The sequence below is a fragment of the Sphingobium sp. HWE2-09 genome, assembly GCF_035989265.1.
In the GTDB taxonomy this organism is placed as follows: Bacteria; Pseudomonadota; Alphaproteobacteria; order Sphingomonadales; family Sphingomonadaceae; genus Sphingobium.
On the sequence record NZ_JAYKZX010000003.1, the window covers coordinates 1498250 to 1515553 of the forward strand.

A 17304-nucleotide genomic window follows, 5' to 3' on the forward strand; every position below is an offset into this window, starting at 1 on the left:
ATTCACTTAATTTTACCGAATGATGTCGTTACCATTTCGGCAGCGACATCATACCAGCGAAAGCCCGCATCTTTGAGCCTGATCCCATGAGCGACGTTCGATCGTCCCGCCGGCAGCGCAACGCCCCCACCATCAACGACGTCGCCCGCCATGCCGGCGTGTCCCCGATGACCGTGTCCCGCGTCATCAACGGCGAGCAGGTGGTGCGCGCGGCGACGCGGGAGAAGGTGGAGGTCGCGATCGCCGCGCTCAACTACGCGCCCAGCGCGGCGGCGCGGACGCTGGCGGGCGGGGACGAGACGCGGATCGGCCTGCTCTACTCCAACCCGTCCTCCTCTTATCTGAGCGAGTTCCTGGTCGGCAGCCTGGACCAGGCGAGCCGCAGTGGCGTCGACCTGGTCGTGGAAAAATGGGACGAGGAAATATCGATCGCATCGGTCGTCGCCCATCTGCAACGCGGGCGGATCGACGGAGTGATCCTGCCGCCGCCGCTATGCGACCATAATGACATGGTCGATGCGCTGGAAAAGGCGGGCATTCCCGCCGTTGCGGTGGCGACCGGGCGCGCGCCATCGGACCTGGCCGCCGTCAGCATCGACGATCGGCAGGCCGCCTATGAAATGACCCGGCACCTGATCGGCCTGGGCCATGATCGCATCGGCTTCATCAAGGGTAATCCGAACCAGAGCGCCAGCGCCAAGCGGTTCGAAGGCTATGTCGCGGCGCTGGGCGAAGCGGGCCTGAGCGTGCAGGACGAGCTGATCGCGCAGGGCTATTTCACCTATCGATCCGGGCTGGACGCGGCCGAACATATATTGGCGCTGGCCGATCCGCCGACCGCGATCTTCGCCAGCAACGACGACATGGCCGCCGCTGCGGTCGCGATCGCCCATCGCACCGGGCTGGACGTGCCGGGCGACCTGACCGTCTGCGGCTTTGACGATACCTCGCTGGCGACGACCATTTGGCCGGAACTCACCACCATTCGCCAGCCGATCAGCGCCATGGCGCGCGCGGCGGTGGAGGTATTGGTGCGGCAGTTGAAGGGGCGCCGCACCGATGCAGCGGCCGAGCATCTGGTGCTGGAGCATGCGCTGATCCGGCGGCAATCGGATGCCGCGCCGCGGGTGCGGCCGCGTATGGGTGGGCGGTAACGGGCTAACCGTCTTAGCCTGTTCCCCGGCGCAGGCCGGGGGCCAGTTTCAACGGGCGGACTGGACCCCGGCCTTCGCTGGGAAGGCGCTTTAGGTTCCTACAATGTAGATTAGAATAATGAGCCTAGGTGAGGCGGTAGCACTTATTGCGCTATCCACCGCGATAGGACAGCAAAAGGCCCCGTTCCCTTCGGAACGAGGCCGTTTGCTTGTCCAGAGGCTGGATCAGATCTTGTCGCCGAGCGCGCCCTTGACCGATCCGGCGACATCCTGGCCGGTGCCCTTGAGCTTCTGGGCCTTGCCTTCGGCCTCCAGACGCTCATTGTCGGTGGCCTTGCCAACGCCTTCCTTGACGGCGCCTGCGGCTTTATTGGCGGCGGCCTTCAGCTTGTCGGTTGCTTCACCCATGATGCTTACTCCTTCATCGTGACTTCACGCTGTTCAACGAAGAAGTAAGCGGGCAGTTGCAGGCGAAACGGATGCGTAACGACTATATTCGCCGACGATCAAAGCGGCTTTTCGTAGATCTGATAGATTTTGTTCACCGTGCCCTGGATCGCTTCGGCAATGGCGTTCATCCCCTGATTGTCGTCCAGTACCCAGCCCAGTTCGCCCCGGGTCGATGCATAATCGGTGACCGCCTGGACCCTGATCGCCTCGATCATCATGAAGGCCAACTGGCTCGCCATGCGGGACGATTGCAGACGTTGCACCACGCCCATCAGCGGCACGCGCATGGTCCGCACCTTGGGCTTGCGCAGCCACCAGAGCAGTTTGGCCCAGCCGAACGGGAACAGCGAGCCGTTGAGCGGCATCAGCGCCTCATTCAGGTCCGGCAGCGTCATCATGAAGGCGACCGGTTCGCCGTCCAGTTCGGCAATCATGATCAGGTCTTCGAACACGATCGGCTTCAACTTTTTGCCGGTATGCGCGATCTCCTCATCCGTGATCGGCACGAAGCCCCAATTATTGCCCCAGGCGTCGTTCAGGATCGACAGGATGATCGCGGCTTCGGCGTCGAACTTCGCCTTTTCGACCTTGCGGATGCGGATGCGCGGATTTTTGTGACCCGACTGGATGATGCGCTGGATCAGCGGCGGGAAGCTGTTGGTGATGTCCAGTTCATAAGTCTTGAGCTGTTTGACCGGCACATAGCCCGCCCCTTCGATCATCGCCTGATAGGCCGGGCTGTTATGCCCCATCATCACCGTGGGCGGATGATCATGCCCCGCGATCAGCAGGCCCGGCTCTTCCCAGATGGACAGGGAAATCGGCCCCAGCACGCGGGTCATGCCCTTGGTGCGCAGCCAGTCTTCGGCCGCGGCGATCAGGGCGTTGCCGACCGTCGCATCCTCTGCCTCGAACAGGCCGAAATTGCCGGTCCCCGGCCCCATCCCCTGTTCGACCGGCTGTTCCAGCGCGAGATGATCGATATGGGCGGAAATGCGGCCGACCACTTTTCCACCCCGGCGGGCCAGGAAATATTGCGCCTGCGCATGGCCGAAAAACGGGTTCTTCCCCGGCGTCAGCAATTCCTTCACTTCGGCCTTCAGCGGCGGCACCCAGTTGGGATCGTTCGCATAAAGCCGCCAGGGCAGGTCGATAAAGGCCGTAAGGTCGGCCTTGCCGGAAACGGGAGTGATGACCAGATCGGATTGCGCCACGGGTGCCGCCTTCAACATAGGATAGGGTGCGGTGCAGTTCGCTCCTTGGCCGTCCAATGTCAATCGGGAGCCGCGCACTGGACGCCATGTCGGCCCACAAGATGGTGAATATGTCATGGTGCTGCCATGATCTTAGCGCATTTGGAGGCTAGAGCGCTCGCATGACCGTGCATGATCCCATATTGGCCGCTGCCCGGCGCGCACGCGCCGCGATCCCCGACGATAGCGCGATGTTGCGCGCCGCGGCCGAGCTGACGCGCGACTATGCGCTCGCCAATCCGCGCATCTACTGGCCCGACATGCTGGCGTCCGCGCTGATCGGTTGGGGCGCGATGGTTGGTGCGATCCTGGTGCAGAATGTGGCGGTCGCAGTCGCCTGCGCGCTCATCGCAATGATGGCGCTGTATCGCGCGGCCAGCTTCATCCATGAACTGACCCATATCCGCAAAGGCGCTTTGCCCGGCTTCCGCCTGGGCTGGAACCTGATCGTCGGCATCCCGCTGATGATCCCGTCCTTCATGTATGAAGGCGTCCATACCCAGCATCACGCCCGCACCCGTTATGGCACGGCGGATGATCCCGAATATCTGCCGCTCGCGCTGATGAAGCCCTGGTCGCTGCCGCTGTTCATCCTCGTCGCGTCGCTGGCGCCGGTGGGCCTGATCCTGCGCTTCGGCGTCCTGACCCCGCTGTCGCTGCTGATCCCGCCGCTGCGGCGCAAGGTGGTGGCGGAACTGTCGGCGCTGTCGATCAATCCCGCCTATCGCCGTCGCGCGCCCGAAGGGGACTTTGCGCGCATGTGGATATGGCAGGAAGCGGGTGCCTGTCTGTTCGCGCTGGCGCTGGTGGGCAGCGTCTTCGCCTTCGGCTGGAAGCCTTTGCTCGTCTATATGGCGATCCATTCGGCGATGACCGTCGTCAACCAATTGCGCACCCTGGTCGCGCATTTGTGGGAGAATGAGGGCGAGGCGATGACCGTGACTGCGCAATATCTCGATTCGGTCAATGTGCCGCCGCCGGGCTATCTGCCCGCGCTATGGGCGCCGGTAGGCCTGCGCTATCACGCGCTGCACCATCTGCTGCCCAGCGTGCCCTATCATGCGTTGGGCAAGGCTCATGCGCGGTTGATCGCCACCTTGGCACAGGAATCTCCCTATCATCGCGGCAATTACAAGGGCATGGTCCCGCTGGTCGGCAAGATCGCCCGCAGCACGATGACGGCGCGCTAAGGGACGGCGCGCCTCACCCCTCTTCGTCGCGATACACCGGCAGGCCCAGCCCGCGCCAGATCGCCATCGCCCGCAACGCAAAGCCCAGCAGGGCGGCGATGACGCCCGCGACCGGCACGTCCAGTCCGATCCAGCGCAGCACCACGAACAGTCCCGCCGCGAAGGCCGCCGCCGTCACATAGAGTTCCGGCCGCAGCAGGATCGACGGCTCGCCTGCCAGCAGGTCGCGCATGATCCCGCCGACGCAGCCGGTGACAACGCCCATCATCCCCGCCACGAAAGGCGGCACGCCAAAGCTCAACGCCTTGGCCGCGCCGAACACGGCGAAGGCCGCCAGCCCGATCGCGTCGAGCCAGTCGAGCGCCCGCGCGCTCCAGAATTTGCGCGGGGTGAACCACACCAGCAGTGCTGCGCCCATACAGGCGATGGCGGGGACCGGGTCCACCACCCAGAAGACCGGCGCATCGATCAACAGGTCGCGCACGGTGCCGCCGCCAACCCCCGTCACCAGCGCGAAAAAGGCGAAAGTAACCAGCGTCTGCCGCAAGCGCGCCGCCGCGAGAGCACCCGACGCGGCGAAGACGAAGGTGCCGACAATGCTCAATGTTTCGAGCACCGGACCGATGGTGGTGGCGAGCAGGGGCGTGGTGGGGAGCATGGTTCACTCTACCGTGTGTGACAGGGTTGCAAAGCGAGACCCGGCATTTCAAATCTCGTCATTCCCGCGCAGGCGGGAACCCATCTCCCGCCATCTCCATGGGCACAAGGCCGGGAGGTGGATCCCCGCCTGCGCGGGGATGACGACTGAAAATTATTTCCGCCCCTTCTCCACCGCCAACCGGCTCATCAATATCGCCGCGCGCGTCGCCTGACGCTTCATGCTGGCCAGGTCGACCTTCTCCGCCGCACTATGGTCGCCGCTCGACGCCGGGCCAAGGCCGACCAGCCCGTCCGTATCCTGCGCGACGAAGCTGATATCGCCCGCGCCACGCTTGAGCGGATCGAGCGCGGCCATCTCCGGCAGGCCAAGATCGCGATTAATGCCATTGAGCTTGCCCAGCAGCGCCTTGTTTCCTGCGGTCGGCGCCATCGACGGATAGCCCATATCGAACGCTATGCTCGCCCCCGTCCCGGGCAGATGCCCTGCATCGACGATCGCCTGCATCCTCGCGCGGACCCGCTGCGTCTGTTCCTCGCTGAGTGTACGAAAATCGCCCTTCGCCACCGCGATCGGCGGGATGATGTTGGTCTTGCCGGTCACCGCGATGCGCACGCCGTCCTTGTCGACATCCGCGCTCTGGCCACCGCCGATCAGGCCAACATTGAAGGTCAGATTGGGTTCGGGCAGTTCCTTGCGAAACGCCACGATGATCCGCGCCAGTTCGTATATCGCGCCGTCGCCCGCGCTGGCCGAAAATATGCCCGAACTATGCCCCGACTTGCCGGTCGCGGTCAGCGTCCAGCTGTTGGAGGAGCGACGCGCGATCGACCCCATATCCTTGCCGTCCTGCTGGGCCAGCCCTTCGAAATCCAGCGCGACATCCGCGCGCTTGCCCGCCGCGACCAAGTCCGCCCGCGCGACCGATACCGGATCGCCTAAATCCTCCTCGTCGCCGGTCAGCACCACTTCGATATTTGCAGCCTTCAGCGTGCCTGCCGCCTGCATGGCCTTGAGCGCCAGCAACATCGTCACCACGCCGCCCTTGTCGTCGGCGGCGCCGGGGCCGCGCGCGAAATCGCCTTCGCGCTTGAAGGTCTGGAACGGCGAATCCGGTTCGAACACCGTATCCAGATGCCCGATCAACAACATCTTCGTACCACCCGCCTTGCCCTTGTGCACGGCGATCAGATGGCCCGCACGCTTGGCGGCATCCATCGGCTTCCACGTCACCGTAAAGCCCAGCGCCTCATATTCCGGGCGCAGCATGTCGGCCACCGCCTTCACGCCGGGAAAATTCATCGACCCGCTATTCTGGTTCACCAGTTTTTCGAGCAGCGCTATGGAGGGTTCATAGCCCGCCTCCACCGTGGCGCCGATCTTCTGTTCGGCCGGGGTGAGCGCCGCGTGCGCCATCGGCGCGCCGCTCATCAGCAGCGCGCCCATAACGATGGATCGGATCACTTGGCCAGTTCCGCCTCGATCGCCGACACCAGCGCCGGGTCGTTGGGTGCGGTGGTGGGGTCGAAGCGCGCGGCGACGCTGCCGTCCTTGGCGATCAGGAACTTCTCGAAATTCCACAGTATTTCGGGCGCGGGATTGGGGGTGATGCCATAGCCTTTCAGCTTTTCGCGGAACCCATCGGCGTCGCCCTGCGCATCGGCCTTTGCACCGGTGAGCGCGGCATAAAGCGGATGCTTGTCGGGTCCGGTGACCACGATCTTTTCGAACATCGGAAAGTCGACGCCGAAATTGGTGGTGCAGAAGGTCGCTATTTCATCATTGCTGCCCGGCTCCTGCGCGCCGAAATCATTGGCCGGGAAGCCCGCGACCACCAGCCCCTGCTCCTTATAATCGGCATAGAGCTTTTCCAGCCCCTCATATTGCGGCGTCAGTCCGCATTTGGACGCGACATTGACCGCCAGCACCACCTTGCCCGCATAGTCGGCCAGGCTGGCGTCCGCGCCCTTGATGGTCTTGAGCGGGATCTGTTGAATATCGGTCATCATTCGTCTCCTGGGAATCGGGTCGTGGCGGACCTTGCCATCATATCGCCGCGCCGAACAGATGCCCCGCACCCGCCGTCACCGCCATCGCCATTACGCCCCAGAATAGGGTGCGCATGATCGACCGCAGCGGCCGTGCCCCGCCCAGCCGCGCGCCGACATAGCCCAACAGCGCAAGGCATAACAGGCAGACGCCAACGATCGCGGCAATGGCGTTACCCGCCGAAACCAATGCCGCGGCGATCACCGGCGGCGCGGCTCCTGCCGCAAAGCTCGCCGCAGACGCCATCGCCGCCTGCACCGGCCGCGCGGTGGCGATGTCGGAAATGCCCAGTTCGTCGCGCGCATGAGCGCCCAGCGCATCGGCCGCCATCAACTGCTCGGCCACCTGCCCCGCCAGATCGGATGTCAGTCCGCGCTCGATATAGATGTCGCGCAACTCCGCCCATTCGGCATGCGGCTGGGTCGCGAGCGCCTTACGTTCTTTCGCCAGGTCCGCGCGTTCCGTATCGGATTGCGCGCTGACGGACACATATTCGCCCGCCGCCATCGACATGGCGCCGGCGACGAGCGCGGCCACGCCGGACAGGAGGATCGCCTGGGACGAAGCCCCCGACGCCGCGATGCCGGTCATCAGGCTGGCCGTCGATACGATCCCGTCATTGGCCCCCAACACCGTGGCGCGCAGCCAGCCGACGCGGTTGACATAATGGACGGCGTGGTGGGGCTGTACGGTTTGCGTGTCCATCGGTCATCCCCTATCGCCTATCTCGCTTGTTCCCCGGCGCAGGCCGGGGTCCAGTTCAACAATCCGCTCTAGCCCCCTGCCTTCGCCGGGGAACAGCAAACTGCTTACCCCGCCAAACCTTCCGCCTTCTCCGCCAGTTCCAGCCAGCGCTCCTCTGCCGCATCCTTGTCGCCCCGCGCCTTCGCGATCGCCCCGGTCAACTCCGCGAATTTCTTCGGATCACGGGTATAAAGCGCCGGGTCCGCCAGCGCTTCTTCGTCGCGCGCGATCGCCGCTTCCAACTGCTCGATCGTCTTGGGCAGCAACTCCAGGTCGCGCTGGTCCTTATAGGTCAGCTTGGCGGACACAGGCTTGGGCGGTGGCGGCGCAGCGGCCGCCTTTTTCTCCACCCTGGCCGCCTTTCGCGGGTCGCGCTTGGCGATCCAGTCGGCATAACCGCCGACGATCACGTCCACGACGCCAGTGCCGTCCAGCCCCAGCGTCACGGTGACGGTCCGGTCCAGGAAATCGCGATCATGGCTGACGATCAGCACCGTGCCGTCATAATCGGCGATCACTTCCTGCAACAGGTCCAGCGTTTCGAGGTCCAGGTCGTTGGTCGGTTCGTCCAGCACCAGCAGGTTCGATTCGCGCGCAAATTCCCGCGCGAACAGCAGCCGCGACCGTTCCCCGCCCGACAGCGTGGCGACCTTCGCTTCCGCAAGGCTGGGATCGAACAGAAAGTCCTTCAGATAACCGTGGATATGCTTGCGTACCCCGCGCACGTCGATCCAGTCGCCCCCTTCGGCCAGCACGTCGCGCACCGTCTTGTCGCCCTGCATCAGGCTGCGCTGCTGGTCGATGAAGATCATGTCCAGCGTCTTGGCGAGCGTCACGCTGCCGCTATCTGGCGCCAGTTCGCCGGTCAGCAGCTTAAGCAGCGTCGACTTGCCCGCGCCATTGCCGCCGACGATGCCGATCCGGTCGCCGCGCTGAATACGGATCGACAGATCATCGATGATGGTCCGATCGCCGAAGCGCTTGCCGACATGCTCGACCTTGATCACGCTCTTGGTCTTGCTGTCGTCGGCGGCGACGGCGATCTTCGCAATGCCTTGCGGCCCGTTCATCGCGGCGCGGGTTTCGCGCATTTCCCATAGCTTGGCGAGACGCCCCTGGTTGCGCTTGCGCCGCGCGGTGACGCCGCGTTCCAGCCAATGCGCCTCGATCTTCAGCTTCGCGTCCAGCTTTTCGGCCGCCCGCGCCTCTTCGGCATAGACCGCTTCCATCCACTGTTCGAACCCGCCAAAGCCGATCTCGTTGCGCCGCATCTGCCCCCGGTCCAGCCACAAGGTCTGGCGCGTCAACCGCGTTAAAAACGCGCGGTCATGGCTGATGACGATGAACGCGCCATTGTAACGCGCCATCCAGTTTTCGATCCAATCGATCGCGGCGATGTCCAGATGGTTGGTCGGCTCGTCCAGCAGCAGCAGGTCCGGCTCGCTCGCCAGCGCGCGGGCGATGGCGGCGCGGCGGCGCTCGCCCCCGCTGGCCGTCTTCGCCTCGCGCGACAGGTCGATACCCAGTTGATCGGCGATCGCCTCCACCTCATGCGCGGGCGGCGCAAATTCGCCCGACAGCGCAAAATCATGCAGCGTGGCGAACGGCGTGACGTCGGGGTCTTGCTCCAGCGTGATGACCCGCGCACCCGGCTGCACCGACCGCACGCCCTCGTCCGCCTCGATCTGCCCGCCCAGCAATTTGAGCATCGTCGTCTTGCCCACGCCATTGCGGCCGATCAGCGCCAGCCGGTCCTTTGCACCCACGGCGATATTGAGGCCGCGAAACAGCCAGTGGGAGCCTTGCGAAAGGCCGAGATTTTCGAACGAGAGAATAGGAGCTGCCATGGCCGTGCAGCTAAGGCCTCCGACGCGCGGGAGCAAGAGCGGAACCGGAAAGCTGTCGGACGGCTTTCAACGCACGACAGCGTCCGTTCATCGCACTCCGGCCAAAAAGGAGTGCATATTCGCAGAGGAGAAATATCCATGAAATCCGCTCTCGCCCTGATGGCGCTTGGCGTCGCCGCCCTTCCGATCGCGGCCCCCACATCAGCCGTCGCCCAGACCAGCGTCACCATCGCCGAGACGGCGCCGGTGGTCACCCTGAACGTCACCGAAAGCGTCGAGGCCGCGCCCAATGTCGCGACCGTGGGCACTGGCGTCCAATCCCGTGCGCTCACCGCCCAGGCCGCCATGCAGGACAATGCCGCCAAGACCGAAAAACTGATCGCCGCGCTCGCAAAGGCCGGGATCGCCAAGAAGGATATCCAGACCAGCGGCATCAACCTCAACGCGCAATATGATTATAGCAATCAGGACGGAAAGCCCGAAGGACCGCGCTTCATCGGTTATGAAGCGTCGAACCAGCTGACGGTGAAGCTGCGCGACATCAAGAAGGTGGGCGCCTCGCTAGACGCCATGGTCGCGGCCGGGGCGACGAACATCAGCGGCCCCAGCTTCTCGATCGAAGACCCGTCGCCGCTGATCCAGCAGGCACGCGGGACCGCACTTAAGAGCGCCCAGGCGCAGGCCGATTTCTATGCCCAGGCGGCAGGGTTCCGTTCGGCCCGCCTTGTCTCCATCAGCGAAAGCAACAGCGGCGGCCAGCCACCCATGCCGATGCTGCAAAGCGCCCGTTTCAAGGCGGACGCCGCACCGACCACCCCGGTCGAACCCGGCCAGGTCAGCGCGTCGGTCACGCTGACGGTGCAATATGCGCTAGATAAATAAGGCCGCCCCTGCCCCCGTCATCCCAGCTCAAGCTGGGATCTCTCTTTTGAAGTACATCGCCAAAAGAAGTGAGATGCCAGCCTCCGCTGGCATGACGATGAAAAAACGGCGGCCCGGAAACGAAAAGGCGGCGGTGCACAGGCATCGCCGCCTTTTCCATTCACCGTCCTGCCATTCACCACCTGTTCAATGCCCTGCGCCTATGCCATGCCTATGCCTATGACGTGGAACAGCCTGCCCCGCTCTATCACCGCTGCGGTCTTTGGGACGCTCGCCCTGACGCTCGCCATTCCTGCCGCAGACGCGGGCAATCGCCGCGACGAACAGGATGCCGCACGCCGCGCGATGCTCGACGGTCAGGTCATGCCCTTCGCCATGATCAAACGCCGCGTCGATGCCACCATGGGCGGCGCGACCTATGTCGGCAGCGAATTTAACCCCGCCGCCAACCGCTATCGCCTGAAATATGTGAAGGACGGTAAGGTGATGTGGGTTGATGCGGATGGCCGGACAGGCGATATCATCGGCATGGCGCGCTAAGCGCCGCGCCTGCCACAGACACTTCATAACAGAAACGGACTAGCCCCATGCGTCTGCTGATCGTCGAGGATGAACCGAATCTGGGCCAGCAGCTCAGGAACACGCTGGAGGGCGCGGGCTATGCCGTTGACCTCGCCACCGATGGCGAGGACGGCCATTTCCTGGGCGCGACCGAAAGCTACGACGCGGTCGTGCTAGACCTTGGCCTGCCCACCATCGACGGCCTGACAGTGCTGGACCGCTGGCGAAAAGAAGGCCGCGCCTTCCCGGTGCTGGTGCTGACCGCGCGCGACAGTTGGTCGGACAAGGTTGCTGGACTGGACGCAGGCGCCGACGACTATCTCGCCAAACCCTTCCAGAGCGAGGAACTGATCGCCCGCCTGCGCGCGCTCATCCGCCGCGCGTCGGGTAATGCGTCAAGCGAACTCACCGCTGGCGATGTGCGCCTCGACACCCGCTCGGGCAAGGTCACGCTGGGCGGTGATCCGGTAAAGCTGACCGCGCAGGAATATAAGCTGCTATCCTACCTGCTCCATCACAAGGGCAAGGTCGTCAGCCGCACCGAACTGATCGAACATATTTACGATCAGGATTTCGACCGCGACTCCAACACGATCGAAGTGTTCGTCACGCGCATCCGCAAGAAACTGGGCGCCGACGTCATCACCACCATCCGCGGTCTTGGCTACAGCCTGGACGAGCCGGGACGGTAATCCCCCCGTCCCCTCCGCCGTTCGGTTCGATCTTGTCGAGAACTTTCTTGCGCAGGCTTCTCGACACGCTCGAAGCGAACGGATGTAATATAATCTAATGGATAGCCAATCCCCGCCCCCCGTCCGCTCCACCGGCTCCATCAGCCGCCGGATGATCGGCATCGCCGCGCTGTGGATCAGCGTGCTGCTGATCGGCGGGGGCGTGGCGCTGGACCGGGTGCTGGCGGACGCGATCACCCGCAATTTCGACGATGGGATGAATTACGTCCTGACCGCGATGATCGCCGCGTCGGAAATCGGCCCGGATGGCGAAGTGCTGTTCAACCGCGAACTGGCCGACCAGCGTTTCCTCGAACCCAATAGCGGCCTCTATTATCAGGTCAGCGCCAAGGGGCATGAGGATTGGCGGTCCCGGTCGCTCTGGGACCGGGCGCTCAAGGTGCCGGCCGAACATCATGACCGCCATCTCCACACCTATGACAGCAAGCAGTTTCCCGGGGAGGATCTGCGCATCATGGAACGCACCGTCGTTCTCCCCGGCTCCGAAACGCGCTGGCTCTTCATGGTCGGCCAGGCGCGCGAAGGGCTGGACGCGCAGATCAAGACGTTGCGGTCGACCCTGTTCCAGAGCTTCGCGCTGCTGGCCCTCGGCCTCTTCGTCTTGGCGACGCTCCAGACCATCTACGGCCTGCGCCCCCTGCGCAAGGTCCGGCTGGAAATCGTGCGGATGCGTGACGGGCTGAAGAGCCGCGTGACCGAACCCATGCCCGCCGAAGTGCTGCCCATGGTCGAGGAATTGAACGCCCTGCTCGCCCACAACGAGCGTCAGGCCGAAGAAGCACGCACCCATGCGGGCAATCTCGCCCATGCGCTCAAGACGCCGCTGACCGTTATCATGAACGCCGCCACGGCGCGCGCGCCCGACCTTGGCGACGCGGTGATCCGCGAAGCGACGACGATGCGGCGGCAGGTCGATCACCATCTTGCCCGCGCGCGCGCCGTCGGCCGTCGTGGCGCGGCACAAAGCCGCGCAGAGGTCTGGTCCAGCCTCACCGCCGTGGAGCGCGCCGTCCAGCGCCTCTATCCCGACGCCCGCGTCGACATGGATGGCGACCGGCAGGCCGCCGTCCGGGTCGAGCGGCAGGATCTGGACGAAATGCTGGGGAACCTCATCGAAAACGCCGCCAAATATGGCGGCGGCAGCGTCTTTGCCACCGTGGTCGCCCGCGCGGGCGGGATGGTGGAGATATTGGTCGAAGACGACGGCATGGGCATCCCCGAAGCCGACCGCGTCCGCATCTTCGATCGCGGCGTCCGCCTCGATTCCGGCAAGCCCGGCACGGGCCTCGGCCTCGCCATCGTTCGCGACGTTGCAGAAATCTACGGTGGCACGGTTGCGCTGGAAGAAAGCGAAGATCTGGGCGGATTGCTGGTGCGGCTAAGGTTGCCGACGGCTTGATTGAAACGAATGTACCGACCAACCCACCGTCATCCCGGCGAAGGCTGAAATCTCGCTTCCTTCAATATAGCGCCCAAAAGAAAAGGGAGATGCCAGCCTGCGCTGGTGTAACGGCAGCAAGCAAACAAACCGCAACCCTACCCACAACCGCTTGCCATCCCACCACGCAGCTGCGAAGCAATCGCAACGATGCCTGGTTTCCAGGCATCGCCCGGAACAGGACATCCCATGCGGCGGCATCTCTATCTCATCGCAGGGTTCGTCTCGATCGGCCTTGGCGCGATCGGCGCTTTCCTGCCGTTGCTGCCGACGGTGCCCTTCATGATCCTGGCAGCCTACTGCTTCGCCCGGTCCAGCCCTCGGATGGAGGCCAAGCTGCTCGACCACAAGCATTTCGGCCCACATATCCGCCGCTGGCGGGAGCGCGGCGCGATCAGCCGCCGGGGCAAGAAAGCCGCGATCGGCGCTTTCGCCTTCAGCATCGCCCTGGCGCTGATATTCTCACCCTGGCCTTGGTTCCTGATCCCCATCGCCGCCGCGCTGATCAGCGGCTCCTGGATCTGGACCCGGCCAGAGGCGTGACATCTTGTCTTGAATAACGGCCAAGCGGGTCAAAGGCCGAAAACAATGCCCGGGCGTTTATCTTAGTTCATCGCCAGGATCATGTTGCGCACCTGCGGGTAGACCTGCTTTTCCCATTTGCTGCCGGAAAATACGCCATAATGGCCCACGCCCGGCTGCAGGTGATGGCGCTTGAGGTGCGGCCGCAGACCCGTGCACAGCCCATGCGCAGCAGACGTCTGCCCCACGGCGCACACATCGTCCTTCTCACCTTCCACCGTCAGCAGCGCGGTATTGCGGATCGCGCCGGGATCGACCTTGCGACCCCGCACGGTCAGTTCGCCCTTCGCCAGCAAGGTGCGCTGGAACACCTGGTCCACCGTTTCCAGGTAGAATTCCTTGGTCATGTCCAGGACCGCAAAATATTCCTGGTAAAATGTCTTGATGCGATCCGCCTCGACCTGCTTGCCGTCCGCCAGCAGCTGGTACAGTTCGCGATGGGTTGCGCTGTGCCGCTCCATATTCATCGCCATGAACGCCGAAAGTTGCAGAAAGCCTGGATACACTTCCCGCCCGCGCCCGGCATAGCGGAACGGCACGACGGAAATCAGATTCTCCTCGAACCATTCGATCGACTTTTCATTCGCCAGATCGTTGACGGACGTTGGCGCGGCATTGGGATCGATCGGCCCGCCCATCAGCGTCATCGACCGCGGCGTCGCCTTGTCCTTGTCCTCTGACATCAACGCCACGGCGGCCAGCGCAGGCACGCAGGGCTGGCATACCGACACCAGATGCGCGCCTTCGCCCAGATGCTGGAGGAAATGGATCACATAATCGACATAGTCGTCGAACCCGAACCGCCCGGCCTCCAGCGGTACGTCCCGCGCATTCTTCCAGTCGGTGATATAAACGTCATGATCGCGCAGCAAAGTAGCGACCGTGCTACGCAGCAAGGTCGAAAAATGCCCCGACATCGGCGCAACGACCAGCACCTTGGGCTGCGCGGCTTCCACCTCGTCCTTCACGAAATGCAGCAGGTCGCCGAACGGCAGGTCCAGCACCACCTCTTCGCGCACCGCCACTTCCGCATTGCCGCTGGTGACGCTGTCGATCGCGTAGGACGGCCGTTTATGCGTCAATTTCGCGCCCTGGAACACATCCATCATCGCGAACATGCGCCGGGGCATCGCCCAATCGGCCATCGGTCCCATCTTGTCCCGCATACCAAGTGCGATCTGCGCCCCGAAACGCGCCGGTGCCAGCATATCGTTCCAGGCCTGATAACCACTGTAAAGCATACGCATAACGACGATCTTGTCCTGTTTAACGCCCGCGACCCAACTCGCTTCTATCATCCAACGCTATACATGCTTTTTATGTTGCACCGCATCATCATAAATGGGAGGTTGATCCAAAGCAGGAGGGTCATGCCATGGCGGTCGCGGAACTCACTCTTTCCAGCAAGAATTATTCGTCCTGGTCGCTACGCGGCTGGCTCCTGTGTCGCCTTGCGGGCTTGCGGGTAGAGGAAAAGACAGTCGCGCTAGATGATCCGGAAAACAGGGCCGAACTGCTGCTGCTCTCCCCATCGGTTCTCGTCCCGCGCCTGACGCATGAAGGGGCCAGCGTATGGGACACGCTGGCGATCGCGGAATATCTGCATGAACTCTATCCCAATGTCGGCATGTATCCGACCGACCGGATCGCCCGCGCCCATTGCCGGTCGGTATCGGGCGAAATCCATTCCGGCTTCGCCAATCTGCGCTCGGCCCTGCCGATGAACCTGAAGGTGCGCCACGCCCGCTTCCCCATCTTTCCCGGCGCGCGTCCGGATATCGAACGGGTGGAGGCGATCTGGGCGGAATGTCTGGACAGCTATGGCGGCCCTTGGTTGTTCGGTGCCGAACCCACCGTCGCCGACGCCATGTTCGCACCGGTCGCGCAACGCTTCCTGTCCTATGCTGTGCCACTATCGCCAATCTCGGCCGCCTATTGCCAGACCATCAACAGCTGGCCGCTGATGCGCGAATGGATCGAAGATGCCCGGGCAGAACCGGAAGAGATGATCGAACTCGAAACCGAATTCTGAACGGCCTTTCCCCTGTCGCCCCGGGGGTTTAGAGCGGGGTGATGATCACACGCATCCTCGCTCTGGCCCTTGGCCTCTCAGCCGCCCTCCCCGCCCACGCCCAGACTACCGACCCGCAGCGGCTGGAACAATCCGTCCGCACATTGGCGTCCGACCTGTTCGAAGGACGCGCGCCCGGCACGATCGGCGAAGAACGCACTATCCGCTATCTCGTCGCCCGCTTCGAAGCGCTGGGCCTGGAGCCGGGCGGCCCGGACGGCCAATGGGTGCAAAAGGTGCCCCTGCTCCACACCCGGCTCGGCGCACCTGAACAGTTGGCTGTTGCGCAAAACGGCACGACGACGGACTGGACATCGGGCCAGCAAGTCTATCTCTCCACGCTGCAGCCTAAGGATAAGGTCGCGATCGCCAACGCTCCGCTGGTCTTCGTCGGTCATGGCGTCTCCGCCCCCGAACGCGGCTGGGACGATTTCAAGGACGTCGATCTGAAAGGCAAGGTCGCTGTCTTCCTCATCAACGACCCCGATTTCGAAGCGGCCAAGGGCGAAGACGCCTTCGACAAATTCGGCGGCCGCACCATGACCTATTATGGCCGCTGGACCTACAAGTTCGAAGAAGCCGCGCGGCGCGGCGCAATCGGCGCACTGATCGTCCATGACATGGCGGGTGCGGGCTATGGCTGGAACGTGGTCGTCAGCCCCGGCGGCGAAAATTACGACCTGGTCCGTCCCGCCGACAAGTTGACCAGCCTGCAACTCCAGGGCTGGATCGAAGGGAACGCCGCCCAGGCCTTATTCTCCAGCGCCGGTCTGGATCTCGCGGCGCTCCGCAAACAAGCGCGATCCAGGACGTTCAAGCCGGTGGCCCTCAAGGGCGCCACCTTCTCCGCCACCTTCCCCGTCACGCAGGACGTGGTGCAAAGCGCCAACGTCCTCGCTCGCATCCCCGGCGCGAAACGTCCGCAGGAAACGGTCATGTACGGCGCCCATTGGGATGCCTATGGCAAGGGCGCGCCCGACGCGCAGGGCCGCATCTATCGCGCCGGCGCCAATGACGACGCGCTCGGCATCGCCGCGCTGTTCGAAATCGCCCGCGCGTTCAAGGCCGCTCCCGCGCCCGACCGCTCCGTCCTGTTCGCGGCCTGGACGGCGGAGGAACGCGGTCTGCTCGGCTCGGAACATTATGCCCAAAATCCCGCCTGGCCGCTCGACAAGACTGTCGCCAACCTCACCATCGACATCCTCCAAACCGCGGGTAAAGCCAAGGACGTGATCCTGGTCGGCAAGGGTCAGGATACGCTGGAAGACGACCTTGCCAAAGCCGCCGCGACCCAAGGCCGCACCGTCACGCAGGAAAGCCTGCCCGAGCGCGGCCTCTTCTATCGTGCCGACCATTTCTCCATGGCCAAACGCGGCGTGCCGGTGCTGCTGATGATGGGGATCGCGGGCGCATCCGATCTGGTCGATGGCGGCCGGGCGGCGGGCCAGGCCTGGGTCGATGCCTATACCGGCACCTGCTATCATCAGGCCTGCGACGCGGTGGACGACAGCTGGAAACTCGACGGCGCAGCGCAGGATATCGACCTGATGCTAAGCATCGGCCGCGACCTCGCCCATTCGACCCGCTGGCCGCAATGGAAAGCCGGATCGGAATTTAAAACGATCCGCGACAAAAGCGCCGCAGCAAGACAATAACTCACGTCTTCCCCCTCC

At 63.8% G+C, this 17304-nt stretch carries 17 protein-coding genes; 9 read left to right on the forward strand and 8 right to left on the reverse strand.

Going from position 1 to position 17304, the window contains the following annotated elements:
• Window positions 1-86 precede the first annotated feature (86 nt).
• On the forward strand, window positions 87-1154 hold the full coding sequence (locus U5A89_RS12630; protein WP_338161444.1) for a LacI family DNA-binding transcriptional regulator: 1068 nt from the start codon (window positions 87-89) through the stop codon (window positions 1152-1154).
• Window positions 1155-1379: 225 nt separating this feature from the next.
• On the opposite strand, the gene U5A89_RS12635 is transcribed toward U5A89_RS12630, so the two are convergent.
• Complete coding sequence (locus tag U5A89_RS12635) at window positions 1380-1562, reverse strand: CsbD family protein (RefSeq protein WP_338161445.1); 183 nt, start codon at window positions 1560-1562, stop codon at window positions 1380-1382.
• Between the two features lie 98 nt (window positions 1563-1660).
• The gene (locus U5A89_RS12640; protein ID WP_338161446.1) at window positions 1661-2818 is read right to left on the reverse strand and encodes an N-acetyltransferase; all 1158 of its coding nucleotides are present in this window, start codon (window positions 2816-2818) and stop codon (window positions 1661-1663) included.
• A 161-nt stretch (window positions 2819-2979) separates the two neighbouring features.
• Between U5A89_RS12640 and U5A89_RS12645 the strand changes: the two genes are divergently transcribed.
• Entirely contained in the window at window positions 2980-4047 is a 1068-nt protein-coding gene (locus U5A89_RS12645; protein ID WP_338161447.1) for a fatty acid desaturase family protein, read from the forward strand.
• A gap of 13 nt (window positions 4048-4060) precedes the next feature.
• On the opposite strand, the gene U5A89_RS12650 is transcribed toward U5A89_RS12645, so the two are convergent.
• The 5 genes from U5A89_RS12650 to U5A89_RS12670 all read right to left on the reverse strand — a co-directional run bounded on the left by U5A89_RS12650 (window position 4061) and on the right by U5A89_RS12670 (window position 9345).
• The gene (locus tag U5A89_RS12650; protein WP_338161448.1) at window positions 4061-4705 is read right to left on the reverse strand and encodes a trimeric intracellular cation channel family protein; all 645 of its coding nucleotides are present in this window, start codon (window positions 4703-4705) and stop codon (window positions 4061-4063) included.
• Window positions 4706-4858: 153 nt separating this feature from the next.
• Complete coding sequence (locus tag U5A89_RS12655; RefSeq protein ID WP_338163044.1) at window positions 4859-6151, reverse strand: M20/M25/M40 family metallo-hydrolase; 1293 nt, start codon at window positions 6149-6151, stop codon at window positions 4859-4861.
• A 14-nt stretch (window positions 6152-6165) separates the two neighbouring features.
• Window positions 6166-6711, reverse strand: a complete 546-nt coding sequence (locus U5A89_RS12660; RefSeq protein ID WP_338161449.1) for a glutathione peroxidase — start codon at window positions 6709-6711, stop codon at window positions 6166-6168.
• 40 nt (window positions 6712-6751) lie between these two features.
• Window positions 6752-7459 carry a VIT1/CCC1 transporter family protein gene (locus U5A89_RS12665; protein WP_338161450.1) on the reverse strand — a complete coding sequence of 236 codons (708 nt, stop codon included), beginning with the start codon at window positions 7457-7459 and terminating at the stop codon, window positions 6752-6754.
• 104 nt (window positions 7460-7563) lie between these two features.
• Window positions 7564-9345: an ABC-F family ATP-binding cassette domain-containing protein gene (locus tag U5A89_RS12670; RefSeq protein ID WP_338161451.1), complete on the reverse strand. Its 1782-nt coding sequence runs from the start codon at window positions 9343-9345 to the stop codon at window positions 7564-7566.
• 138 nt (window positions 9346-9483) lie between these two features.
• Here U5A89_RS12670 and U5A89_RS12675 point away from each other — a divergent pair, with 138 nt between their 5' ends.
• The 5 genes from U5A89_RS12675 to U5A89_RS12695 all read left to right on the forward strand — a co-directional run bounded on the left by U5A89_RS12675 (window position 9484) and on the right by U5A89_RS12695 (window position 13521).
• On the forward strand, window positions 9484-10227 hold the full coding sequence (locus U5A89_RS12675; protein WP_338161452.1) for an SIMPL domain-containing protein: 744 nt from the start codon (window positions 9484-9486) through the stop codon (window positions 10225-10227).
• A 213-nt stretch (window positions 10228-10440) separates the two neighbouring features.
• On the forward strand, window positions 10441-10767 hold the full coding sequence (locus U5A89_RS12680) for a hypothetical protein (protein ID WP_445190700.1): 327 nt from the start codon (window positions 10441-10443) through the stop codon (window positions 10765-10767).
• A 47-nt stretch (window positions 10768-10814) separates the two neighbouring features.
• Window positions 10815-11480 (forward strand): response regulator transcription factor, encoded by a 666-nt coding sequence (locus U5A89_RS12685; RefSeq protein ID WP_224550746.1) that lies wholly within the window; start codon window positions 10815-10817, stop codon window positions 11478-11480.
• A 151-nt stretch (window positions 11481-11631) separates the two neighbouring features.
• Window positions 11632-12939, forward strand: a complete 1308-nt coding sequence (locus U5A89_RS12690; protein ID WP_338163045.1) for a sensor histidine kinase — start codon at window positions 11632-11634, stop codon at window positions 12937-12939.
• 228 nt (window positions 12940-13167) lie between these two features.
• Window positions 13168-13521: a YbaN family protein gene (locus U5A89_RS12695; RefSeq protein WP_338161454.1), complete on the forward strand. Its 354-nt coding sequence runs from the start codon at window positions 13168-13170 to the stop codon at window positions 13519-13521.
• Window positions 13522-13583: 62 nt separating this feature from the next.
• Here U5A89_RS12695 and U5A89_RS12700 read toward each other — a convergent pair whose 3' ends face one another.
• Window positions 13584-14807 (reverse strand): polyhydroxyalkanoate depolymerase, encoded by a 1224-nt coding sequence (locus U5A89_RS12700; RefSeq protein WP_338161455.1) that lies wholly within the window; start codon window positions 14805-14807, stop codon window positions 13584-13586.
• A gap of 128 nt (window positions 14808-14935) precedes the next feature.
• Here U5A89_RS12700 and U5A89_RS12705 point away from each other — a divergent pair, with 128 nt between their 5' ends.
• Window positions 14936-15592 carry a glutathione S-transferase gene (locus tag U5A89_RS12705; protein ID WP_338161456.1) on the forward strand — a complete coding sequence of 219 codons (657 nt, stop codon included), beginning with the start codon at window positions 14936-14938 and terminating at the stop codon, window positions 15590-15592.
• 41 nt (window positions 15593-15633) lie between these two features.
• Window positions 15634-17286, forward strand: coding sequence for a M28 family metallopeptidase (locus U5A89_RS12710; RefSeq protein ID WP_338161457.1), 1653 nt, complete (start codon window positions 15634-15636; stop codon window positions 17284-17286).
• The last annotated feature ends 18 nt before the right edge of the window (window positions 17287-17304 follow it).

Coding starts and splice junctions, on each gene's coding strand:
- U5A89_RS12630 (WP_338161444.1), top strand. CDS start 87: ATGAGCGACGTTCGATCGTCCCGCCGGCAGCGCAACGCCCCCACCATC.
- U5A89_RS12635 (WP_338161445.1), bottom strand. CDS start 1,562: ATGGGTGAAGCAACCGACAAGCTGAAGGCCGCCGCCAATAAAGCCGCA.
- U5A89_RS12645 (WP_338161447.1), top strand. CDS start 2,980: ATGACCGTGCATGATCCCATATTGGCCGCTGCCCGGCGCGCACGCGCC.
- U5A89_RS12650 (WP_338161448.1), bottom strand. CDS start 4,705: ATGCTCCCCACCACGCCCCTGCTCGCCACCACCATCGGTCCGGTGCTC.
- U5A89_RS12655 (WP_338163044.1), bottom strand. CDS start 6,151: ATGGGCGCGCTGCTGATGAGCGGCGCGCCGATGGCGCACGCGGCGCTC.
- U5A89_RS12660 (WP_338161449.1), bottom strand. CDS start 6,711: ATGACCGATATTCAACAGATCCCGCTCAAGACCATCAAGGGCGCGGAC.
- U5A89_RS12665 (WP_338161450.1), bottom strand. CDS start 7,459: ATGGACACGCAAACCGTACAGCCCCACCACGCCGTCCATTATGTCAAC.
- U5A89_RS12670 (WP_338161451.1), bottom strand. CDS start 9,345: ATGGCAGCTCCTATTCTCTCGTTCGAAAATCTCGGCCTTTCGCAAGGC.
- U5A89_RS12675 (WP_338161452.1), top strand. CDS start 9,484: ATGAAATCCGCTCTCGCCCTGATGGCGCTTGGCGTCGCCGCCCTTCCG.
- U5A89_RS12680 (WP_445190700.1), top strand. CDS start 10,441: ATGCCTATGACGTGGAACAGCCTGCCCCGCTCTATCACCGCTGCGGTC.
- U5A89_RS12685 (WP_224550746.1), top strand. CDS start 10,815: ATGCGTCTGCTGATCGTCGAGGATGAACCGAATCTGGGCCAGCAGCTC.
- U5A89_RS12690 (WP_338163045.1), top strand. CDS start 11,632: ATGATCGGCATCGCCGCGCTGTGGATCAGCGTGCTGCTGATCGGCGGG.
- U5A89_RS12695 (WP_338161454.1), top strand. CDS start 13,168: ATGCGGCGGCATCTCTATCTCATCGCAGGGTTCGTCTCGATCGGCCTT.
- U5A89_RS12700 (WP_338161455.1), bottom strand. CDS start 14,807: ATGCGTATGCTTTACAGTGGTTATCAGGCCTGGAACGATATGCTGGCA.
- U5A89_RS12705 (WP_338161456.1), top strand. CDS start 14,936: ATGGCGGTCGCGGAACTCACTCTTTCCAGCAAGAATTATTCGTCCTGG.
- U5A89_RS12710 (WP_338161457.1), top strand. CDS start 15,634: ATGATCACACGCATCCTCGCTCTGGCCCTTGGCCTCTCAGCCGCCCTC.